Raw genomic sequence first — 17,972 nt, 5'->3', positions numbered from 1 at the left:
CCGCCCGTCGGCTTCACGGTTTGGCCCGGGTCCTCCTCGGACTTGATCCGAGAAGCTCGTGCGTCAGGCGCGGCGCGGCCGGAGATCCCCGGGTCAAGCCCGGGGATGACGTCTGTTTCTGGGTGCCAACGCCAGGGCAGTCGCCCTCGGCCTTGCCTTCCTGCCCTTACATCTCCGCGTAGAGCGGGAAGCGGGCGCAGAGGGCGGAGACCTCTGATTTCACCTTGGCTTCGACCTCGCCGTTGCCGTCCTCGCCATTGGCGGCGAGGCCATCGACGACCTCGACGATCCAGTCGGCGATCTGGCGGAACTCTTCCTCACCAAAGCCGCGGGTGGTGCCCGCAGGTGCGCCGAGGCGGATGCCGGAGGTCACGAAGGGTTTCTCCGGATCGAAGGGCACGCCGTTCTTGTTGCAGGTGATATGCGCACGGCCCAGTGCCGCCTCCGCCGCCTTGCCGGTCACCTTCTTGGGACGCAGGTCGGCGAGGCAAAGGTGGTTGTCGGTGCCGCCGGAGACGACGTTGATCCCGCCCTTCATCAGCTGGTCGGCCATGGCCTGGGCGTTCTTGACGACCTGGGCGGCATAGTCCTTGAACTCCGGGCGCAGCGCTTCACCGAAGGCGACGGCCTTGGCGGCGATGACATGCATCAGCGGGCCGCCCTGAAGGCCGGGGAAGACGGCGGAGTTGATCTTTTTCGCGATGGCTTCGTCATTGGTCAGCACCATGCCGCCACGCGGGCCGCGGAGCGATTTGTGCGTGGTGGTGGTGACGACATCAGCGATGCCGATGGGCGAGGGGTGGACGCCACCCGCGACGAGGCCCGCGATATGGGCCATGTCGACCATGAGGTAGGCGCCGACCTCGTCCGCGATGTCCTTGAAGGCCTGCCAGTCCCAGACGCGGGAATAGGCGGTGCCGCCTGCGACGATGAGCTTGGGCTTGTGCTCGCGCGCCTTCTCGCGGACGTCCTCCATATCCAGCAGCTCGTCCTGCTGGCGCACGCCGTAGGAGACGACGTTGAACCATTTGCCGGACATGTTCACGGGGCTGCCGTGGGTCAGGTGACCGCCGGAGTTCAGGTCGAGGCCCATGAAGGTGTCGCCGGGCTGCAGCAGCGCCAGGAAGACCGCCTGGTTCATCTGGCTGCCGGAGTTGGGCTGGACGTTGGCGTAGTTCGCCCCGAAAAGCTCCTTGGCGCGCTCGATGGCAAGCGTCTCGGCTACGTCGACGAACTGGCAGCCGCCGTAGTAGCGCTTGCCCGGATACCCTTCGGCGTATTTGTTGGTCATGACCGAGCCCTGCGCTTCCAGCACGGCGGCGGAGACGATGTTCTCCGATGCGATCAGCTCGATCTCGTCGCGCTGGCGGCCCAACTCGTTGCGGATCGCGCCGAAAATTTCCGGGTCGCGGGTTTCGAGGGCTTCGGTGAAGAAGCCTGCGTCCTTGATGTCCTTCATGGCCGGGTCTCCTGTCGCGCTGTTGCGGGGGCATCTTTGGCTGGGTGCTTACCGAAAAGACTGAAGAGGCGGAAGGGGCGAAAGTGACGCTTTGCGCCCGGATTGCGGCAGGGCTGGCACGGGGCGGAACTTTATGCTTGTTTCGGAAGGGTATGGACGACATCGGTAACCTCGGCAGGGGAACGGCGGAATGGTGAAGAAACTGGCCTTTGTGGCCAGCCGGGGCCCCCGGGCGCGAGAAGCGCGGGATGATCTGGCGGCGCGATACGGATCGGTGCCCGAGGATGAGGCGGATGTGATCATCGCGCTCGGCGGGGACGGATTCATGCTGTCGACCCTGCATCGCACGCAGCATCTGCATGCGCCGGTCTACGGGATGAACCGGGGCACGGTCGGGTTTCTGATGAACGAATACCACGACGACGACCTGATGGAGCGCGTGGAGACGGCGGAGCACGCGCTGATCAACCCGCTGGCGATGCGGGCGACGCGGGCCGATGGCAAGGTGACAGAGGCGCTGGCGATCAACGAGGTCTCGCTGCTGCGGGCGGGGCCGCAGGCGGCGAAGCTGCGAATTTCCGTCGATGGCAAGATCCGGATGGAGGAGCTGGTCTGCGACGGCGCGTTGCTGGCCACGCCTGCCGGCTCGACCGCCTACAACTACTCCGCGCACGGTCCGATCCTGCCGATAGATGCGGATGTGCTGGCGCTGACTGCGATTGCGCCGTTCCGGCCGCGACGGTGGCGGGGGGCGCTGATCCCGGTGGCCTCCCATGTGCGGTTCGATGTGCTGGAGCCGGAGAAGCGGCCCGTCATGGCGGATGCGGACAGCCGCTCGGTGACCAATGTGCACTCGGTCGAGATCGTGTCGGAACCCAAGGTGGTGCACCGGTTGCTGTTCGATCCCGGACATGGGCTGGAGGAGCGGCTGATCCGGGAACAGTTCCTTTAGACGCGGCGGCGATTCCCGGCTGATGCGCGCTGAAGTCTTGGAACCTCTGCGCCGCGATTTCGTTGGGTTCCCATATGGAAACCAGATGGAGGAACAGCCATGAACTGGGATCAGATCGAAGGCAACTGGAAGCAATTCAAGGGTGAGGCACAGGCCCAGTGGGGCAAGCTCACCGATGACGACCTCGACGTGGTCGAAGGCAATCATCAGAAGCTCGTCGGCAAGCTGCAGGAACGCTACGGCTATGCCAAGGACGAGGCCGAACGCGAAGTGGACGACTTTGCCGCGCGGCACTGATCTTTCGCAATAACGTTATCGGACCGGGCGGGATTTTCCCGCCCGTTCTCATGTGCGTCCCCGGCGCGTGGCCGGGGTGTGGGTCAGGCTTATTTCGCGTAGCCGATGGTTTGCAGCGCTGCCTTGATCTCGTCCAGGATGGCCGGATCGTCGATAGTCGCGGGCACCTTGAACTCTTCGCTGTCGGCAATCTTGACCATGGTGGCGCGCAGGATTTTTCCCGATCGGGTCTTGGGCAGGCGATCCACCACCACCGCCAGCTTGAAGGCAGCGACGGGGCCGATGGCATCGCGCACCATCTTGGCCACCTCCTTGACGATCTCGTCATGTGGGCGGTTCACGCCCTTGGTCAGGCAGAGGAAGCCAACGGGCAGCTGGCCCTTGAGTTCGTCCTTCACACCGATGACGGCACATTCGGCGACATCGGGGTGGTTGGCCAGAACCTCCTCCATCCCGCCGGTCGACAGGCGGTGTCCGGCGACGTTGATGACATCGTCGGTGCGGGCCATGATCCAGAGGTATCCATCCTCGTCCACCATGCCCGCGTCGCCAGTTTCGTAGTAGCCCGGGAAGTGGTCGAGGTAGCTTTTGCGGAAACGGTCCTCGGCATTCCAGAGCGTCGGGAAGGTCCCGGGCGGCAGCGGCAGGGGGGTGACGATGGCGCCCAATTCGCCGCGCGGCAGTTCGTTGCCCTCGTCGTCGAGCACCTTGAAATCATAGCCCGGCATCGCGACGGAGGGGGAGCCGACCTTGACCGGCAGCAGTTCGATCCCCATGGGATTGCCGACCGCCGGGTAGCCGAGTTCGGTCTGCCACCAGTGATCGATCACCGGAACGCCGAGGATGTCCTTCGCCCAGTTGATCGTATCCGGATCGCCGCGTTCGCCCGCGAGATAGAGCGCGCGGAGGCACGACAGGTCGTATTTCCTGACGTATTCGCCCTTGGGGTCCTCGCGCTTGATCGCGCGGAAGGCCGTGGGGGCGGTGAAGAAACTGCGGACGTTGTGTTCGGAGATCACGCGCCAGAAGGTGCCGGGATCGGGGGTGCCGACGGGCTTGCCTTCGAAGACCACGGTGGTGTTGCCGTGGACCAGCGGGGCGTAGCAGATATAGCTGTGACCGACCACCCAGCCCACGTCCGAGGCCGCCCAGAAGACGTCGCCGGGATCGACGTTGTAGTGGTTCTTCATCGTCCAGTTCAGCGCGACGAGGTGCCCGCCGGTCGGGCGGACAACGCCCTTGGGCTGGCCGGTGGTGCCGGAGGTGTAGAGGATATAGGCCGGGTGGTTGCCCTCCACCGGCAGGCAGTCAGCGGGTTCGACGCCGTACTGGACGCCGTGCCAGTTGACGTCCCGGCCTTCTGTCAGTTCCGCAACCTCCTGTTCGCGCTGGAAGATCACGCAGAAATCGGGCTTGTGTTCGGCCTGTTCGATGGCGCCGTCCAGCAGCGGCTTGTAATGCACCGTGCGCCCTGGTTCGAGCCCGCAGGAGGCGGCGATGATGGCCTTGGGCGTGCAGTCGTCGATGCGTACGGCCAGTTCGTGCGAGGCAAAGCCGCCGAAGACGACCGAATGCACGGCACCGATGCGGGCACAGGCCAGCATGGCTTCCAGCGCCTCGGGGATCATCGGCATGTAGATGATAACGCGGTCACCCTTTTCGATGCCCTTGGCGCGCAGGGCGCCGGCCAGGGTGGCGACCCGGTTGCGCAGCTCGACGTAAGAGATCTCGCGCTTGGTGTGGGTGATCGGGCTGTCGTAGATGATGGCGGTCTGTTCGCCACGGCCCTGTTCGACGTGACGATCCACGGCGTTCCAGCAGGTGTTGACCATGCCGTCGGTGAACCACTCGTAGAGGGGCGCGTTGCTGTCATCCAGCGCCTTGCTGGGCTTGCGGTCCCAGTCGATCGCTTCCGCCGCCTCCATCCAGAAGGCTTCGGGGTCATTCTGCCACTTGGCGTAGACGTCCTTGTATCCCATGGTGGTCCTCCTCCTCCGACACGTGCGCCGTGGTAGGATAGAGGTCTTCTTTCACGCAAGTTTCAAGGTGCGGGGCGCGGCGCTTTGGCGCGGAAAGTTTGCAGAAACCTTACAGAGGGGGCTGCAAATTTTTGCAAAGAACCCTGTGGAATGAATTTCCGCAGGGAAACTTATGCGACTTTGCAAATTTTGGGTCGCGACGTGGCAAACCCGGCCCGGGCCGGATTCGTCGCTCGCTCACCCGTAATGCGCCACCGGCGTGCCCGCGATGGCAGCCATGTTGAGCAGCCCGCGCGCCGTGATCGAGGGGGTGACGATATGGGCGCGGTTGCCCATCCCCATGAGGATCGGTCCAACCTCCAGCCCGCCGCCCTTCATCTTGAGGATATTGCGCACGCCCGAGGCCGCATCGGCATTGGCGAAGATCAGGATATTCGCCGTGCCCTTGATCCGGCTGTCGGGGAAGGCGCGCTCGCGCAGCTCCGGATCGAGGGCGGTGTCGATGTTCATCTCGCCCTCATAGGCGAAGTCGCGCGGGCGGCTGTCCAGGATGTCGATCGCGGCGCGCAGGCGCTGCGCGCTTTCGGTCTCCTGATTGCCGAATTGCGATCGGCCACACAGCGCGACGACAGGCGTCAATCCGAAGCGTTTGACATGGCGGGCGGCGCCAATCGTGGCCTCGGCGATCTGTTCGGGCGAGGGGGTAGCGTGGATATGGGTATCGGCGAGGAAGAGCGGCCCGTCCTCCAGGATCATCAGCGACAGGGCGCCATGCGGGCGCAATTCGGTATTGCCCAGCACCTGGCTGACGTAGTTCAGATGCCAGTTGTATTCGCCGAAGGTGCCGCAGATCAGGCTGTCGGCCTCGTCCCGCTGCACCATGACCGCGCCGATGGCGGTGGTATTGGTGCGCATGATCGCGCGGGCGAGGTCGGGGGTGACGCCTCGGCGGGCCATGATCTGATGATAGCTGCCCCAGTAATCGCGATAGCGGGGGTCGTTTTCCGGGTTCACAACGTGGAAATCGGTGCCGGGGCGGATCTTCAGCCCGGCGCGATTGCAACGATGTTCGATCACCTCGGGGCGGCCGATGAGGATCGGCTGTTCCGTTGTCTCTTCCAGCACGGCCTGGGCGGCGCGCAGCACGCGCTCATCCTCGCCTTCCGCAAAGACGATCCGGCGGGAGGCGGTGCGGGCGGCGTCGAAGACGGGCCGCATGAGCAGGGCCGATTTGAAGACGGAGGAGCGGAGCTTTTCGCGGTAGGCCTCCAGCTCCTCGATCGGGCGGGTGGCGACGCCCGAGTCCATCGCGGCCTTTGCCACGGCGGTGGAGACGGTGGCGGACAGGCGCGGATCGAAGGGTTTCGGGATCAGATACTCCGCGCCGAAGGTCAGCTTTTCCCCCTGGTAGGCCGCCGCGGCCTCGGCGCTGGTGGTGGCGCGGGCGAGGGCGGCGATGCCTTCGATACAGGCGATCTTCATCTCGTCGTTGATCGTTGTCGCGCCGACATCCAGCGCGCCACGGAAGATGAAGGGGAAGCAGAGGACGTTGTTGACCTGATTGGGAAAATCCGACCGTCCTGTGGCGATGATGGCATCCGGTACGACCTCGCGCGCCTCGTCCGGCATGATTTCCGGCGTGGGGTTGGCGAGGGCGAAGATGATCGGCTTGGGCGCCATGCGGGCGACTTGCTCGGGCTTCAGCACGCCGGGGCCGGAGAGGCCGAGGAAGAGGTCCGCGCCGTCGATCACCTCGTCCAGGGCGCGCTTGTCGGAGGGCTGGGCATAGGCGGCCTTCTGCGGGTTCATATCCTCGGCCCGGCCTTCGTAGACCAGCCCGTGGATGTCGCAGAGCCAGACGTTTTCGCGTTTGACCCCCAACTTGAGCAGCATGTTGAGACAGGCGATACCCGCCGCGCCGCCGCCGGTGGAGACGACCTTGATGTCCGCCCAGTCCTTTCCCGCGACATGCAGCGCATTGGTCGCCGCCGCGCCGACGACGATGGCGGTGCCGTGCTGGTCGTCATGGAAGACGGGAATGTTCATCCGCTCGCGGCAGATCTTCTCCACCACGAAGCAATCGGGGGCCTTGATGTCTTCGAGGTTGATCGCTCCGAAGGTCGGCTCCAGCGCGCAGACGATGTCGGCCAGTTTCTCCGGGTCGGGCTCGTTTACCTCGATGTCAAAACAGTCGATCCCGGCGAATTTCTTGAAGAGGACGGCCTTGCCCTCCATCACCGGTTTGGAGGCCAGCGCGCCGATATTGCCCAGCCCCAGCACGGCGGTGCCGTTGGAGACCACCGCGACAAGGTTGCCGCGCGCGGTGTAGCGGGAGGCATTGGTGCCATCCTCCTTGATCTCGAGGCAGGCTTCGGCGACGCCGGGCGAATAGGCCAGGCTCAGGTCGCGCCCGTTGGCCAACGGCTTGGTCGCGCGTATCTCGAGTTTGCCGGGGCGCGGGACCTCGTGATAGGTGAGCGCTGCCTGACGCAGGGATTCCCTGCTGTTCGAACCTTGTTCCGTGGACATACCGACTCCTCCGCCGCAGATGGTTCAGCGTTAAACTATTTCCTGCCTTGGGGGAAGATCGTGTGACCCCGCCCCGTCACTTTCGCCTTTTCTGGCCCTCCGCCGCCTGGTGATGCGGGCCGCGCCCGGGGCGACCCCGCGTCCCCCCTTGCAATGCCGCCGCATGCGGCAAAGACTGCGACTCCCAAAGTGGAGGTAGTGATGGACCTGATGCAAGCGGCGCGTGATGTCTGGGGCAATGCCTATGCGCCCTATTCCAAGTTCAAGGTCGGGGCGGCGATCCGCACCACGGCGGGCAACATCTTTGTCGGGGTGAATGTCGAAAACGTCGCCTATCCCGAAGGCACCTGCGCCGAGGCCGGGGCCATCGCGGCCATGTGCGCGGCGGGGGAGACAGAGATCGCCGAGGTCGCGGTGATCGCCGACAGCCCCGAACCGGTGCCCTGCTGTGGCGGCTGCCGACAGAAGCTGGTGGAGTTCGGCGGGCCGGAAGTCGTCGTGACCATGGGCACGATCGACGGCAAGCAGCTGGCGCTCACCCTGGCGGAGATCCTGCCGGGCCGCTTCGACGCGGGCCATATGGAGAAGGTCTGATGGACGCCCGTGGTATCATCGCCACCCTCAGGGACGGCGCCACGCCAAGCCGCGAGGATCTGCAATGGTTCGCCCGGGGCCTGGCCGATCACAGCGTGACGGATGCCCAGGCCGGGGCCTTTGCCATGGCCGCGCTGCTCAACGGGATGAGCGACGAGGGGCGCGTCGCGCTGACCCTGGCGATGCGCGATTCCGGCGATGTGCTGGCCTGGGATCTGCCCGGGCCGGTGCTTGACAAACATTCGACCGGCGGGGTGGGCGATTGCGTCAGCCTCGTGCTGGCCCCTGCGCTGGCCGCCTGCGGGGCCTATGTGCCGATGATCTCCGGCCGGGGGCTGGGGCATACCGGCGGGACACTCGACAAGCTCGAGGCGATTCCGGGTCTCGTCACCTCGCTGGAGGAGGCACGGTTCCGCGATATCGTGAGCAAGACCGGCTGCGCCATCGTCTCCGCCTCGGCGGGGATCGCGCCGGCGGACAAGCGGCTTTATGCGGTGCGGGATGTGACCTCGACGGTGGAAAGCCTCGATCTGATCACCGCCTCGATCCTGTCGAAGAAGCTGGCAGCGGGGCTGGAGGGGCTGGTGCTGGACGTCAAGATCGGCTCCGGCGCCTTCATGAAGACCATGGACGAGGCGAAATCCCTGGCCGAGGCGCTGGTGACGACCGCGAATGAGGCGGGTTGCCGGACGGCGGCGGTGATTTCGGACATGAGCCAGCCCTTGGCGCCCGCCCTGGGAAATGCGCTGGAGGTTGCGGCCTCCTGCGATGTGCTGTCGGGCCGGGCCAAGGGGCCACTGCTGGAGCTGACGGCGATGCTGGGCGGCGTGGTTCTGGAGGGGGCCGGGCTGGCGAAGGATGTCAGCGATGGCACGAGCAAGATCCTGGATGCCATAGCCTCCGGTCAGGCGGCAGAGATATTTGGCCGCATGGTGGCGGCCATGGGCGGGCCGGTGCATTTCATCGACAACCCCTCGCGGTTCCTGCCCGAGGCCACGGTGATCCGCGAGATCCCGGCGCCTGCGGATGGCTATGTCGCGGCGATGGATGGTCAGGCGCTTGGCCTGGCGGTGGTCGACCTGGGCGGCGGGCGCAAGGTCGAAACGGACGAGGTCGACTTCGCCGTGGGCCTGTCGGACATGCTGCCGCTTGGCACCAAGGTGGTCAAAGGTCAGCCCTTGGGGCGGGTCCATGCCACGCGGATGGATAGCGCGACCATGGCGGTGCGGGCGGTGATAGGGGCGGTCACCCTGTCGGACGAGGCGCCGGAGGTGCCGTCGCTGATCCATGAGGGGATCGGCTGATGGCGCGGGTGTTTCTGGTCGTGATGGATTCCGTCGGCATTGGCGGGGCACCGGATGCGGATCGCTTCTTCAACGGGGATGTGCCGGATACCGGGTCCAATACCGTCGCCCACATCGCCCAGGCCTGTGCCGAGGGCCGGGCGGAGGAGGGGCGCAGCGGCCCGCTTCACCTGCCGCATCTCGATGCGCTTGGCCTGGGGGCGGCGGTGCGCCTGGCGTCGGGAGCCGAGGTTCCGGGGCTGGAGGCCGAGCCGACCGGCACCTGGGGCGCGGCGGAGGAGGTGAGCCCGGGCAAAGATACCCCCTCGGGCCATTGGGAACTGGCCGGCGTGCCGGTCCCCTGGGACTGGCATTACTTCCCCGACGAAACCCCGGCCTTCCCCGAAGATCTGGTGGCAGAGGTCTGCCGCATCGCCGGCGTCGACGGCATCCTGGGCAATTGCCATGCCTCGGGCACCGCGATCGTCGCCGAACTGGGCGAAGAGCATATGCGCAGCGGGAAGCCAATCTGCTATACCTCGGCCGACAGCGTCTTCCAGATCGCGGCGCATGAAGAAACCTTTGGGTTACAGCGTCTTCTGGACCTTTGCAAAGCGCTTGCCCCCAGTTTGCATAGGATGAAGGTCGGCCGCGTCATCGCCCGCCCCTTTGTCGGCACGTCGCCTGAGGATTTCCAACGCACTGGCAACCGCAAGGACTTCGCCATTGCGCCGCCGGCCCCCACGCTCTGCGACCGGGTTCAGGCGGCGGGGAACCCGGTCCATGCGATCGGCAAGATCGGGGACATCTTCTCCATGTCCGGGATCGACGATGTGGTCAAAGGCTCTGATGCAGAGCTGATGGGCCACCTCGCGCGCGCCGTGGCGGAGGCCGAGGACGGCAGCCTGACCTTCGCCAATTTTGTCGAGTTCGACAGTCTCTATGGCCACCGGCGCGATATTTCAGGCTATGCAAGGGCGCTGGAATGGTTCGATGCGGGGATCGGGGCGATCCTGCCGACACTGGGCGCGGGGGACATGATGATCCTGACCGCCGATCACGGCAATGATCCCAGTTGGACCGGCACGGATCACACCCGTGAACGAGTGCCGGTGCTGGTTGCGGGGCGGGGCGCAGGCGAATTGGGGGTGATCCCCTTCACCGGGGTGGCGCATCTGGCCGCGCGGCATCTGGGAGTGGATTGGGACTGAGGGAACGAGGGGGCGCTGCCCCTGCGACGAAGCAGGCTTTGTCGCCAACCCGGGATATTGTTCGCAAAAAGAATGACCTGCAGGTTCTTTTTGCCTCAAATATCCCCGCCGGAGGCTCGGGACGCGCCGCAGGGGCGGCCCGATAGAAAGGACAAGGTATGACATTGAGAGAACTCCCGAAGCTGGAGCTTCATCTGCACATCGAAGGCGCGGCTCCACCTGCCTTCATCCGCGGGCTGGCGCAGGAGAAATCCGTCGACCTGTCGAAGATCTTCAAGGAAGACGGCAGCTATGATTTCCGCGATTTCGTGCATTTCCTGTCGGTCTATGAGGCGGCGACCTCCGTCCTGAAAAGCCCGGAGGATTACGCCCGGCTGGTGCGGGCCAATCTGGAGGAAAGTGCCGCCCATGGCGTGATTTACACGGAGATGTTCATCTCGCCAGATTTCTGCGGCGGCTCGGATGTCGAGGCTTGGCGCGATTATCTGCACGCCATGCAGGAGGCGGCAGCGGAGGCCGAGGCGAAGGACGGCATCGTGATGCGCGGGATCGTCACCTGCATCCGCCATTTCGGGCCGGAGAAGGCCAAGGCCTCGGCGTTGTGCGCGGCGGAGACGGCGGGGGACTGGATCACCGGTTTCGGCATCGGCGGGGATGAGGGCAAGGGCGCCCTGGGCGATTTCGCCTGGTCCTTCGATCTGGCGCGGGAGGCGGGGCTGCGGCTGACCGCCCATGCGGGCGAATGGGGCGGCCCGGCCTCGGTCCGGCAGGCGCTGGATGACATCGGGGTGGAGCGGATCGGCCATGGGGTGCGCGCGATCGAGGATCTGGCGCTGGTCGAGAGGCTGGCCGAGGATGGTGTGGTGCTGGAGGTCTGCCCGGGGTCTAATGTGGTACTTGGCCTCTATCCCAAGTGGGACCGCCATCCGATCCAGGCCCTGCGCGAGCGGGGGGTGAAGGTCACGGTGTCGACCGATGATCCGCCGTTTTTCCACACCACGATGACGCGGGAGTACGAGGAACTGGCCCGCGCCTTTGGCTGGGGGACGGCAGATTTTCTGGAAATCTCGCGCAATGCACTGGACGCGGCCTTCTGTGACGCCGATACCAAGGCACGCCTTGCCGACAGACTGAAGGACCACCCGGAATGAGCCAGCATCTGACCATCGTCGATCATCCCCTCGTGCAGCACAAGCTGACCCTGATGCGGGACGAGACGACCTCGACCAAGTCCTTCCGGCAACTGCTGCGGGAGATTTCGCTGCTGCTGGCCTATGAGATCACCCGCGATCTGCCGCTGACCATGCAGGACACAAAGACGCCGCTGGAAGAGATGCAGGCGCCGATCCTGGAGGGGCGCAAGCTGGCTCTGATCTCCATCCTGCGGGCGGGCAACGGTCTGCTGGACGGTATTCTGGAGTTGATCCCTGCAGCGCGGGTCGGATTTGTCGGGCTCTACCGGGACGAGAAGACGCTGCAGCCGGTGCAATATTATTTCAAGGTGCCGGAGAATCTGGAGGATCGCATGGTCATCGCCGTCGATCCGATGCTGGCAACGGGCAATTCCTCGGTCGCGGCGATTGACCTGCTGAAGAACGCCGGGGCGAAGAACATCCGCTTCCTGTGCCTTCTGGCGGCCCCCGAAGGCGTGGCGCGCATGAAGGAGGCGCATCCCGATGTGCCCGTCGTCACGGCGGCGCTGGATGAGCGCCTGAACGAGCAAGGCTATATCGTGCCAGGACTAGGTGATGCGGGCGACCGGATGTTCGGCACCAAATAGGCCCTGTTTCGCCCCGGATATCAGCGCAGCTCCCTTTACTCGCTGATGCGATTCATGCAGGATCGCTGCATGTACCCGGGGGGCTAGGATGAATCCGTTTTCGCGAAATCTGTCGTCGGCGCTCTTGCTGTCGCTCATATGTGCCGGGCCTGCCGCGGCGCAGCAGCTCATCAGTCCGAAGGATGGTCCGGCGGAATATCCCCCGGCGAGTTACTCCGGCAAGCAGTATGTCGACAGCCGGGGTTGCGTCTATATCCGTGCGGGCTTTGACGGGCAGGTGACTTGGGTGCCGCGTCTGGCGCGCAATCGTAGCCCCGTCTGCGGTTTCCAGCCGACGCAGGTGGCCGGGGCGACCCGGACGGCACCGCCGATGTCGCGATCCCAGGCGACCGAGATCATTGCCGCCGTGCCGGAAACCTCTGCCACGCCGGAGGCCGCCCCGGCGCGCACCGCGACCGTGGCCCCGGCACGCAAGCCGCCGACCACGCGGCCGGCCCCCGCTCAGGCCCGCGTCGTGACGCCCGCGCCTGCGCCTGCACCGCAGGTGATCACCTCTTCCTCTGTCACGGGACCGGTCCGGCGCGTCGCGCCCCAGGCCAGCGCGCCGGTCATCCGGGTGCCTGCCGCGCCGGTGGTCGAGGCCCGGCCCCGCGTGGTGGTTCCGGTCACTGAGGCGCCGCGTGCGACAACGCGGGTCACCAGCCTGTGCAGCACCCTCTCGCCGGTCGGCCAGCGCTATGTCGCCCAGGGCAATGGCGGCTATGCCGTGCGCTGTGGCCCGCAGGCGGATTACGCGCCCCGGGCGGGGCAGGTGATCGGGGGCGCACCGCGCGTCGTGGCCCCGGGCTATGCCGCCCCTTCGGCCACCGTGGCCGCGGTCCCCAGCTATGAAAAACGCGCCGCCTCTGCCGCGCCGGTGACGGTCACCCGGGTGATCCGGGCGCGGACGACGGCGACGCATCAGATCAGCCCGCAGGCCCGCGTCCTGCCGGAGCCGGTCTACAAGGAACGGGTGATGAGCCAGGATGTCACCATCCCCAAGGGCTATCGCCCGATCTGGGAGGATGACCGTCTGAATCCGCGCCGTGCGGAACAGACCCTCGCCGGCAAGCGGCAGATGGAAATGGTCTGGACCAAGACCGTGCCGCGCCGCCTGGTGCCGGTGGAGATCGTGCCGCCCAGTGCTGCGGCCGCCAGCGTCTCGACCCGCAGTGCAGCGCCCGAGGTCAAGCGCGTGGCGCTGTCGGGGCAGTTCATCCAGGTCGGCAGTTTCCGCACGCCCGCCAATGCGCAGGCCACGGCGCAGCGTCTGGCCGCAACCGGCCTGCCGGTGCTGATCCGGCGCAGCGCAAGCGGCGAGGTCGTGATGGCGGGGCCGTTCAGCAGTGACCGCGCGCTTGGCAATGCTCTGGCGGCCGCGCATCGCGCCGGGTTCCCGGGGGCCTTCCCGCGTCGGTGATGGGGTTGTGTTGCCCGGGCTGAGACGGCCGGTGCGCTCGGATGTTCTTTTGATAGGCAGGTCAGAGGCTCTGTCCGGCAGTGCGCCGGGCAGAGCTAAACCGCTTCGCTCTGTTCCAAGTGTCCGGCGCCATAGGCGCGTTCCAGGTCGATCAGGCGCTCCTTGCGCCAGAGGCCGCCGCCGTAGCCGGTGAGCGATCCGTCCGATCCGATGACCCTGTGGCAGGGGATCAGCACGGCGATCTGGTTGGCCCCGTTCGCGCGGGCGACGGCGCGGGTGGCCTGGGGACGGCCGATGCGCTTGGCCAGGGCGGCGTAGCTGAGGGTCTGTCCGGCCGGTATCTCGCGCAGGGCGTCCCAGACCGTTCGGGTGAAGGGCGTGCCGTGATAGGTTAGCGGGGTGGCGAACCGGGCGCTCTGGCCGGACAGGTAGGCGTTGAGCTCCGCCTCGGCCTGGTCGATCGGGGCGGTGCGGCCGAGGCCAAGCCGCCCTTTGACGGCCTTGTGCAGGCGCGCCAGTTCGCGGGGCAGGGCCGGGCGGTCGGCGAATTCCAGCAGATGCAGGCTGTGGTCGTCGGCGACGGCGATCATCGGGCCGAGGTCTGTGTCGATCCAGTCGGCGCGCAGCAGGGCATCGGCGCTGGTGCGGGTCAGGGCGTCGGGCGGCAGGCCGAGCAGCCGGGCGAAGGCCGAGCGGAAGCCGGAGCCGCTGTCGAACCCGGCCTCAAGCTGCGCATCTATCACGCGGGCGCCGCGCTCCAACTCTCTGAACCCTGCCTGAAGGCGTCGCATCCGGGCATAATCGAGGAAGGTCATCCCCAGGGCGCGGCGAAAGGCGCGGCGCGCGGTGGAGGGGTCGATGCCCAGAGCGCTGACATCCCCTTCGGTCCAGCGGCGGTCCGGTGCGTCTTCGACTGCGCGGGACAGGCGGGCGACCAGCGGGTCGGCGCCCTGCGGTTCGGTCGGGCGGCAGCGTTTGCAGGGGCGGAACCCGGCGTCGAGGCAATCGTGGATCGTGCCGAACCATCGGCAGTTTTCCGGTTTCGGACGGCGCGCAGGGCAGCCGGGGCGGCAGAAGATGCCGGTGGAGGTGACGCCGACCCAGAGATGCCCGCGCGCGGCGGCGGCATCCTCGAAGAAGGTGGCGTAGCAGGTCTGGGAATCGGGCAGGTCGAACATCATGCGGGCAGGTTAGGCGATTCCCCCGCGTGGTGCCGCCGGAAATCGGGCGCCAATGTCGCGGGTGTCAGCCGCCGCAGATTTCCTGCAGGCGCAGCCAGTCAGCATCGGGCAGCAGGGGCGGCGGGGCCTCGTCGCCATAGGGGTCTGCCTCGATCAACGGCAGGGTGCTTTCGCCTGTGACATCCAACGCATAGGCATAGGGGGTGGAGCGGACCTGCGCCGTGGCGAAACGGTTCAGCAGGGCCTCGATATCCGGCCGCGGCCGGGCGTCGGTCAGCAGGTGTTCGGCATAATCCCGCAGGGCGCCACGGGGCAGATCGCCGATGGTCAGCAGCTGAAAGGAGGATCGCGCACCGGAATAGGCCAGCAGTTCCTCCAGCGGATCGGAAGAGGCGGCGCGCAGCAGTTCGGCCAGGATGAAACCGGCGGCGACATCGGGTTCGTCGTAGTCTTCGAACAACGTCTTGTTCAGCAGGATGACACGACCCGGCAGGAACAGCGCATCCGGCACCGCCCCGGGCACGACCTGCAGGCGCAGGGCCCGGTCCTTGGGCGCGATGCGCAGGCCCAGGCGGTTCAGCGCTTCCTGACCTTCGGCCCAGTCGCAGGGGCGGCCGGAAACGCGGGTGATCTCCTCCCTCAGGGCGAGGCCGATCTCGATCCGTTTCCCCTGGGGCACGACCGACACGGCGTGGCGGCGCAGCGCGTCGGGCAGCCAGAATATCCCGCCCGCCAGCACGGCGATCAGCATCAGGCTGAGCAGGACGAGGCGCAACCGCCCGGGATGCGGGCGGCGGCGTTCGATGGCGCTGCGCAGACGGTCGAGGGCGCGGATCATCTCCGCCTCGGAGGCGTCGAGTTCCAGGGTTTCGCCGGGGTCGCCGTCGGGGTGGTAGATGGCGGGGAAGGCGCCGGGGTTGGCGCGTTGCAGGGCGGGGAGGGACCAGTGGGTGAGGGCGCGGGCCTGGTCGTCGGACAGGATCAGGGTTTCTTCGCCGATGGTCACGGTGACTTCGCGGCGCTGGACCTCGGGCGCCTCGCGCCACAATCCCGTCGCCACGAGCTGCTGATACTGCGTCTCCACTGTCATCGTCCGGGCCTGCTCCGCCTCATAAGTCAGGTTAACACGCTGGTGATGGGGGAGCAATTCCGCGTGACCGTTTGGACCCGGTCAGGGCGGGCGGGGGATCTGGGCTTGGGTCGTTTTCCACAGTAGGCGATGTCCTGCGCCGCCCCTCGGGTCGGCGTGGCCCGCAGCGGCCCCCCTGGCATGGTGTCAGCCACAGGGCAAAGCGAGGCAGGGAATGCGCGCCAGCCGTTCTGTTTCGTATGGTTCTCGACGGGATCAGGTCCTTACAGAGGGCAGCGACCGACCCGAGGGTGGCGCGAAAGCGCCGCCCGTCACGCCAGAGGCGTGCCAGCCTTCTCTGGCGCACCTCCGGTGCGACGGGGCGGGTCGGCGCTGCCCGGCGTTGCCGCCGGGCGGTGCGTTTGATCGGTGCTGCGAGAATGTCTTCGAAGACTGAACCGGCAAGACTTCCTAGTGTACAAGAGCTTGCGTAGGAACCTTCCACATTAGTCAGAACAGCTGGGGAACGCCCGCCTCGTCTCACAACCCCTTGGCAATCGTACGCAGTTCGAACTTCTGGATCTTGCCGGTCGAGGTCTTGGGCAACTCCTGGAAGACGATTTTCTTGGGGGTCTTGAACCCGGCCAGCCGTTCGCGGGCGAAGGCGATCAACGCCGCCTCGTCGCCAGTACGGCCGTCCTTCAGCTCGACAAAGGCGCAGGGAACCTCGCCCCATTTCTCGTCCGGTTTCGCAACCACGGCGCAGAGCAGCACATCGGGATGCGCCATCAGCACGCCCTCTACCTCGACGGAGGAGATGTTTTCCCCGCCCGAGATGATGATGTCCTTGGCCCGGTCGGCGATCTGCATGTAGCCGTCGGGATGCTGCACGGCGATGTCGCCGGTGTGGAAATAGCCGCCCGCGAAAGACTCCTGCGTGGCCTTGGGGTTCTTGTAGTAGCCCTTCATCACGCCGTTTCCGCGCATCATGATCTCACCCGTCGCGGTGCCGTCCATCGGGATCTGCTCCATGGTCGAGGTCATGGTGGTGATGTGTTCATAGGCGGGCATGGCCACGCCCTGCCGCGCCTTGATCGCGGCGCGGTCGTCACCTTTTAACTCGCCCCACAGATCGTCGTCCCAGGTACATTCGGTGGCGGGGCCGTAGGTTTCTGTCAGCCCGTAGACCTGCGTGACGTTGAAGCCCATGGGCTCGATCTTGGCCAGTGTGGCGGGGGCGGGCGGGGCGCCGGCGGTGAAGACCTCCACCGTCTGGGGAAATTCGCGCCTTTGATCCTCGGGCGCGTTGACCAGCATGTTCAGCACAATCGGCGCGCCGCCGAAATGGGTGACGCCTTCGTCCGCGAAGGCGGCAAAGAGAGCGGGGGCGGTAATGTCGCGGCAGCAGACGACCGTGCCGCCAAGCAGCGGGATCATCCAGGTGTGGCACCAGCCGTTGCAGTGAAACAGCGGGACGATGGTCAGGTAGCGCGGGTAATGCGTCATCTGCCAGCTGAGGATCTGGCCCATGCCGTTCTGATGCGCGCCACGGTGGTGATAGACGACGCCCTTGGGCCGCCCGGTGGTGCCGGAGGTGTAGTTGAGCGCGATGCTTTCCCACTCATCCTCGGGCATGATCCAGTCAAAGCTGGGGTCGCCCTTGGTCAGCAGTTCCTCATAGGTGACATGGTCGGTCTGGGCATGCACGCCCGCCTGATCGTCGGGACATTCGATGATCACGGGGGCGGGGCCTTCCATCCGTTCGATCGCCTCGGCCAGGACGTGGATGAACTGGCTGTCACAGAGCACGACCCTGGCCCCGCCGTGATCGAGGATATAGGCGATGGTATCGGGCTCCACCCGCGTGTTGATCGCGTTGATGATGGCGCCGCAGGCGGGGATACCGAAATGCGCCTCTGCATGGGGCGGCAGGTTGGGCAGGATCGTGGCCACGACATCGCCCGGCTTGATGCCCATGCCCGCCAGGGCGGAGGCCAGGCGGGTGACGCGTTCGTAATACTGCGCATAGGTCTTGCGGAAACTGCCGTAGACCAGTGCCTCGCGCCCTGGCCAGATCTTCACGGCGCGGCGCAGGTTCGACAGGGGCGTCAGCGGCACATAGTTGGCCGCGCATTTCTCCAGTCCGGTTTCGTCGGCCATCCAGCCCATGGCGGTCCCT

The 17,972-nt window shown here is 66.3% G+C and carries 14 protein-coding genes; 8 read left to right on the top strand and 6 right to left on the bottom strand.

Annotation, left to right across the window (positions count from 1 at the left end):
* Window positions 1–166: 166 nt before the first annotated feature.
* Window positions 167–1,459 carry a serine hydroxymethyltransferase gene (glyA, locus tag ACFC2Y_RS15280; protein ID WP_375175435.1) on the bottom strand — a complete coding sequence of 431 codons (1,293 nt, stop codon included), beginning with the start codon at window positions 1,457–1,459 and terminating at the stop codon, window positions 167–169.
* 190 nt (window positions 1,460–1,649) lie between these two features.
* On the opposite strand from glyA, the gene ACFC2Y_RS15275 reads away from it, so the two are divergent.
* Together ACFC2Y_RS15275 and ACFC2Y_RS15270 are read left to right on the top strand one after the other, a co-directional pair.
* Complete coding sequence (locus ACFC2Y_RS15275) at window positions 1,650–2,411, top strand: NAD kinase (RefSeq protein ID WP_375175434.1); 762 nt, start codon at window positions 1,650–1,652, stop codon at window positions 2,409–2,411.
* Window positions 2,412–2,510: 99 nt separating this feature from the next.
* Window positions 2,511–2,708 (top strand): CsbD family protein, encoded by a 198-nt coding sequence (locus ACFC2Y_RS15270; protein WP_375175433.1) that lies wholly within the window; start codon window positions 2,511–2,513, stop codon window positions 2,706–2,708.
* An 89-nt stretch (window positions 2,709–2,797) separates the two neighbouring features.
* Here ACFC2Y_RS15270 and prpE read toward each other — a convergent pair whose 3' ends face one another.
* Window positions 2,798–4,687: a propionate-CoA ligase PrpE gene (gene prpE, locus ACFC2Y_RS15265; RefSeq protein WP_375175432.1), complete on the bottom strand. Its 1,890-nt coding sequence runs from the start codon at window positions 4,685–4,687 to the stop codon at window positions 2,798–2,800.
* 237 nt (window positions 4,688–4,924) lie between these two features.
* Window positions 4,925–7,216, bottom strand: coding sequence for an NADP-dependent malic enzyme (locus ACFC2Y_RS15260; protein ID WP_375175431.1), 2,292 nt, complete (start codon window positions 7,214–7,216; stop codon window positions 4,925–4,927).
* Between the two features lie 201 nt (window positions 7,217–7,417).
* Here ACFC2Y_RS15260 and ACFC2Y_RS15255 point away from each other — a divergent pair, with 201 nt between their 5' ends.
* From ACFC2Y_RS15255 to ACFC2Y_RS15230, 6 genes are all read left to right on the top strand, one after another.
* The gene (locus ACFC2Y_RS15255) at window positions 7,418–7,810 is read left to right on the top strand and encodes a cytidine deaminase (protein WP_375175430.1); all 393 of its coding nucleotides are present in this window, start codon (window positions 7,418–7,420) and stop codon (window positions 7,808–7,810) included.
* The gene (locus ACFC2Y_RS15250; protein WP_375175429.1) at window positions 7,810–9,114 is read left to right on the top strand and encodes a thymidine phosphorylase; all 1,305 of its coding nucleotides are present in this window, start codon (window positions 7,810–7,812) and stop codon (window positions 9,112–9,114) included. The genes ACFC2Y_RS15255 and ACFC2Y_RS15250 overlap by 1 nt, the downstream gene beginning before the upstream one ends.
* Window positions 9,114–10,304: a phosphopentomutase gene (locus tag ACFC2Y_RS15245; protein WP_375175428.1), complete on the top strand. Its 1,191-nt coding sequence runs from the start codon at window positions 9,114–9,116 to the stop codon at window positions 10,302–10,304. Before ACFC2Y_RS15250 ends, ACFC2Y_RS15245 begins: the two co-directional genes overlap by 1 nt.
* Before the next feature lie 158 nt (window positions 10,305–10,462).
* Window positions 10,463–11,455: an adenosine deaminase gene (locus ACFC2Y_RS15240; RefSeq protein ID WP_375175427.1), complete on the top strand. Its 993-nt coding sequence runs from the start codon at window positions 10,463–10,465 to the stop codon at window positions 11,453–11,455.
* Window positions 11,452–12,084, top strand: a complete 633-nt coding sequence (upp, locus tag ACFC2Y_RS15235; protein ID WP_375175426.1) for a uracil phosphoribosyltransferase — start codon at window positions 11,452–11,454, stop codon at window positions 12,082–12,084. Before ACFC2Y_RS15240 ends, upp begins: the two co-directional genes overlap by 4 nt.
* Window positions 12,085–12,172: 88 nt before the next feature.
* A complete protein-coding gene (locus ACFC2Y_RS15230) occupies window positions 12,173–13,543 on the top strand; it encodes an SPOR domain-containing protein (RefSeq protein WP_375175425.1) in 1,371 nt (456 codons plus the stop codon).
* A 95-nt stretch (window positions 13,544–13,638) separates the two neighbouring features.
* Here the strand turns inward: ACFC2Y_RS15230 and ACFC2Y_RS15225 are convergent, their stop codons facing one another.
* The 3 genes from ACFC2Y_RS15225 to ACFC2Y_RS15215 all read right to left on the bottom strand — a co-directional run bounded on the left by ACFC2Y_RS15225 (window position 13,639) and on the right by ACFC2Y_RS15215 (window position 17,962).
* The gene (locus tag ACFC2Y_RS15225) at window positions 13,639–14,724 is read right to left on the bottom strand and encodes a bifunctional transcriptional activator/DNA repair enzyme AdaA (protein WP_375175424.1); all 1,086 of its coding nucleotides are present in this window, start codon (window positions 14,722–14,724) and stop codon (window positions 13,639–13,641) included.
* A gap of 64 nt (window positions 14,725–14,788) precedes the next feature.
* Entirely contained in the window at window positions 14,789–15,814 is a 1,026-nt protein-coding gene (locus tag ACFC2Y_RS15220) for a hypothetical protein (protein WP_375175423.1), read from the bottom strand.
* A gap of 519 nt (window positions 15,815–16,333) precedes the next feature.
* Window positions 16,334–17,962, bottom strand: coding sequence for an AMP-binding protein (locus ACFC2Y_RS15215; RefSeq protein ID WP_375175422.1), 1,629 nt, complete (start codon window positions 17,960–17,962; stop codon window positions 16,334–16,336).
* Window positions 17,963–17,972: the final 10 nt, after the last annotated feature.

It is taken from the genome of Pseudooceanicola sp., from assembly GCF_041987405.1.
GTDB lineage: Bacteria > Pseudomonadota > Alphaproteobacteria > Rhodobacterales > Rhodobacteraceae > Pseudooceanicola.
The sequence above is the reverse complement of the archived record's forward strand: the minus strand, read 5'-3'. Positions and strand labels throughout refer to the sequence as shown.